The following is a 3622-nucleotide window of genomic DNA, read 5'->3' as shown; positions in this document are numbered from 1 at the left end:
GGCGAAGCGTTGTTGCGCGAAGACTTTCTCTCCGAGTTCACCTTGCTCAAGCAAGTGGGTGCCAATGCGTCGCCCCAGCGCATCATTGAACGGGCGACTGCCGCGTTCTTCCTATGGCCGAAGACATTGCTCGACGAGGAGTTAAACCGTCCGCTGCTTGCATCGATGGTAAAACACGATCTGTTCGCTTCCAACCCGGAGGGCTGGAATGCTTATGTCAAGGAGCGCAGACGCGACGTTGCGTGGTTCGGCGAAGGCATCGAGCATGAACGCCTGGAGCCGGCGGCTGGTTTTACGCGATGGCCCTGGCCGGATGATGCGGCGTAGGGAGTGGTCCGGTTGAGGCGGTTCTGCTAGCGGCTAGCAGAACCACGCTAACCGAGCCCTGTGAGCCCATCAAACTCCTCAACATGAACTGCAAACACGATGCTGTCAGCTGACACCACGGCATGTATCGCCTCTTCAACCGAACCATCAAACACAGCCGCGTCGTAAGCGCCAAGCGTGGTCTGCCCAAGCGCCAGCGTCGCACTACCACGTGCGACAAACGGCATACGGACGTCGCTTGCCAAGGCAAACGCGCCCGGTTCGCGCATCACGGTTAATTTCCCGCGCGCAACCGTACGACGGATCATCAAATTGAAGTCCTCCGTAGCGCCATCGATCAAGCGCGCCGACACCTGAGCCTCGCCAACAAACTCGAACGGCACGAAAGCGTGGTTGAGCACATGTTCGCTCGCGTCATTGAACGTCAAGGACATCCCCGCGCCGTCCAGCAGCACTATCGTCCGGTCAATCCCTTCAAAGCGCGAGAACGGGCCATCCGTCTCCACGTCCGCGATACTCACGCGCCACGTGAAATCGTCGAAACCGCTCCCCGACGGATAGGCTGCGATTTCACGCGTGGCACCACCGTCGTTTTTCCAGCGCGTCGCGACCAGCGCGCTCGCACGATGCACAACAAATCTTGCCTTCATAGTGTCGGTTCCCGTGACAATACCGCTTGCAGGAAGCTGCGCGTACGCGCTTCTCGCGGCGATGAAAATATCTGCGTAGGCGGTCCGGCTTCGATCACCTTGCCGTGATCCATGACAACGACCGTATCGGCGACGTCGCGTGCAAAATTCATTTCGTGTGTGACGATCAACATCGTCATGCCTTCACTCGCCAGCGTCTGCATGACCTGCAACACCTCGCCAACCAGCTCGGGATCGAGGGCAGACGTGGGTTCGTCGAATAGCATCACCTGAGGCCGCATGGCCAGTGCTCGCGCAATCGCCACGCGTTGCTTCTGTCCACCTGACAAGGTGCCTGGAAATACGTCAGCCTTATGAGCGAGGCCGACTTTCGCCAACAGCGCACGCGCCTGGCTTTCGGCCTCGTCAACGCTCAAGCGAGCCAGCGAGCGCGGCGCCAGCATGATGTTGTGCAGTACGTTCAAGTGCGGGAACAGGTTGAACGACTGGAACACCATGCCGACATCCCGGCGCACCCGGTTCAAGCCGCTCTCATCGATCATCTTGCCATGCTCGACCAACGCGTGGCCGCAGATTCGCACCGTGCCTTCCTCAGCCGTCTCAAGCCCGTTCAGGCAACGCAGGAATGTACTTTTCCCCGACCCGCTAGGACCGATCACGACAATGACTTGCGACGGGTGCACGTCCATGTCGATGCCTTGCAGCACGCGATTCGCGCCGAACGATTTTCCAAGCTGCCTGACTGAAACAATGGGTTCATCCATGACAATGGGTTCATCCATGCTCAAACCCTCCCGTCCGCGCGCAGCGCCTTTTCCGTCCGGCGCAGCACCAGTGAGGTCGCACTCGTGAGGATCAGGTAGATGAACGCGATCACTATGTACACTTCGAGCGACCGATAAGACACGCTGATGATCTTTTCGCCTTCATGCATCAAGTCGTCAATGGTAAGAAGGGAGACCAGCGCCGAGTTCTTGATCAACGCAATGAACTCGTTGCCCAAGGGTGGAATCATGCGCACGAATGCATGTGGCAGGATTACCTTGCGCATGGCCATCCGATACGGCATCCCCAGCGACCGCGCGGCTTCCATTTGCCCCCGGTCAACCGATTGAATCGACCCGCGCACGATCTCCGAGACATAAGCGCCGCTATACACGCCAAGTCCGAGCACGCCGCACGCGAAGGCCGGCAAGATGATACCGAACTGCGGCAGCCCGAAGAACAGGATAAAGAGTTGCACGAGCAACGGCGTGCCGCGTATGAACGTGAGGTAGGCCGTGCAAATGCCAAACGTTATACGACGCTGCGGCGCGAGTCGCCCGATACCCACCAGCAGGCCCAGCACGCAACCCAGCACGAGTGAACAGGCGGTGACTTCGACAGTCGTCGCAGCCCCCGTCGCGAGATCCTGCCAGCCCGCCCACGCAGGAGAAAAGTCAAGCGTCATCGGCTAACCCCCATGGCTCTCGTCGCGTCACTGCTTGCCGAACCACTTGGTCACGAGCGCGTCGTACGTGCCATTCGCGCGCAGCGTCTGGAGCGCCTTGTTCATTTGCGCGGTCAGCGCGGTTTCGTCCTTGCGCAATGCGAAGCCGTAGAGTTCCGTGGTGAGGCCGCGGTCGAGCACGCGAACATTCGGTTGTACCTTCGCGTATTGCACGGCGGCGGGGCGGCCGGTTACGGCGGCATCGGCACGACCGATGTTCACGAGATCGAACATCTCCTGATTCTTCTCTACCTCCACGCGCTGGACTTTCGGGAAGTTGTCTTTCAGGAAGCCCACGGATTTCGTCCCGACCTGCACGGTCACCTTTTTACCGTCGAGATCGGCGGGTGTCTTGATCGACGTATCGTCCTTTCGAACCAGCACGACGAGGCCGCCCTTGTAATAAGGATCAGTGAAATCGACCACTTTGCGGCGCTCCTCCGTCATATAGATTCCGGACGCGGCCACGTCGAAGCGATTGGCGATCAGCCCCGGAATCAACCCCTTGAAGTCGATGTCCACCCATTCCACTTTCTTGCCCATCACCTTGGCCAGCGCGTTAATCAGATCGATATCGAAGCCCGTGCGCTTGCCGTCCTGCACGAATTCGAGCGGAGGGAACGTGGCGTCGGTCGCCACGCGAATGGTGTCGTCCGCGGCGTGCGCGGCTGACGCCGTGAACGCGATGGCAAGAGCGAATGCGCTGAACAGCTTGCTGAGCTTCATGCTGGTTTCCTTTGTGCGAGGGCGGACGGTTATGGAGAAATCGAGCAACGGCTAATAGAGCACGGGCTAAAGCATAGTGCTGATACGGTCGGCAGCGGCGCCAAGTCTCACTCGCCAATTCTCAAATAAGCAATTCTATTTCTCGCCAGAAGAGAAATAGCGGTGAGCTAGCTCTGGCACGTAATGAACATTGACGTTTGTGCATATACACTTTTATACTGTGCACATGCACACAAAAATCCAGCGCCACGACGACTGCTTTGCGATCCGGCAGGCCGCGCGCCACATCTCGCAGCTCTACGAGCGGCATTTGTCGGAGGTGGGAATCACGCCGACGCAATTCAGCATCGTGTCCGCGCTCGACACCACGCCGGACATGACCATGGCCGAACTTGCCGAAGCCATGGTCATGGAGCGCACGACGCTGGTT

General features: G+C 59.0%; 6 protein-coding genes. 2 read left to right on the top strand and 4 right to left on the bottom strand.

What is annotated here, in order from left to right; all coding sequences use genetic code 11:
• Positions 1–327: hypothetical protein (locus WCA53_RS30435; protein ID WP_423920183.1), on the top strand; the 327-nt coding region annotated here is incomplete at its 5' end.
• 47 nt (positions 328–374) lie between these two features.
• Here the strand turns inward: WCA53_RS30435 and WCA53_RS30430 are convergent.
• From WCA53_RS30430 to WCA53_RS30415, 4 genes are read right to left on the bottom strand one after another with little or no spacing between them, the layout of a single operon-like run.
• The gene (locus WCA53_RS30430; protein WP_423920180.1) at positions 375–977 is read right to left on the bottom strand and encodes a HutD family protein; all 603 of its coding nucleotides are present in this window, start codon (positions 975–977) and stop codon (positions 375–377) included.
• On the bottom strand, positions 974–1759 hold the full coding sequence (locus WCA53_RS30425) for an amino acid ABC transporter ATP-binding protein (protein WP_423920175.1): 786 nt from the start codon (positions 1757–1759) through the stop codon (positions 974–976). Before WCA53_RS30425 ends, WCA53_RS30430 begins: the two co-directional genes overlap by 4 nt.
• A 2-nt stretch (positions 1760–1761) precedes the next feature.
• Positions 1762–2427, bottom strand: coding sequence for an amino acid ABC transporter permease (locus tag WCA53_RS30420; protein WP_423920172.1), 666 nt, complete (start codon positions 2425–2427; stop codon positions 1762–1764).
• A 27-nt stretch (positions 2428–2454) separates the two neighbouring features.
• The gene (locus WCA53_RS30415; protein WP_423920169.1) at positions 2455–3192 is read right to left on the bottom strand and encodes a transporter substrate-binding domain-containing protein; all 738 of its coding nucleotides are present in this window, start codon (positions 3190–3192) and stop codon (positions 2455–2457) included.
• A 226-nt stretch (positions 3193–3418) separates the two neighbouring features.
• Here WCA53_RS30415 and WCA53_RS30410 point away from each other — a divergent pair.
• On the top strand, positions 3419–3622 hold a 204-nt coding region (locus WCA53_RS30410), incomplete at its 3' end, for a MarR family winged helix-turn-helix transcriptional regulator (protein ID WP_423920166.1).

Origin of the sequence: Caballeronia sp., assembly GCF_049581465.1 — a bacterium.
In the GTDB taxonomy this organism is placed as follows: Bacteria; Pseudomonadota; Gammaproteobacteria; order Burkholderiales; family Burkholderiaceae; genus Caballeronia.
Note: the sequence above shows the minus strand (reverse complement) of the source record. Positions and strands in the feature narration are given on the sequence as shown.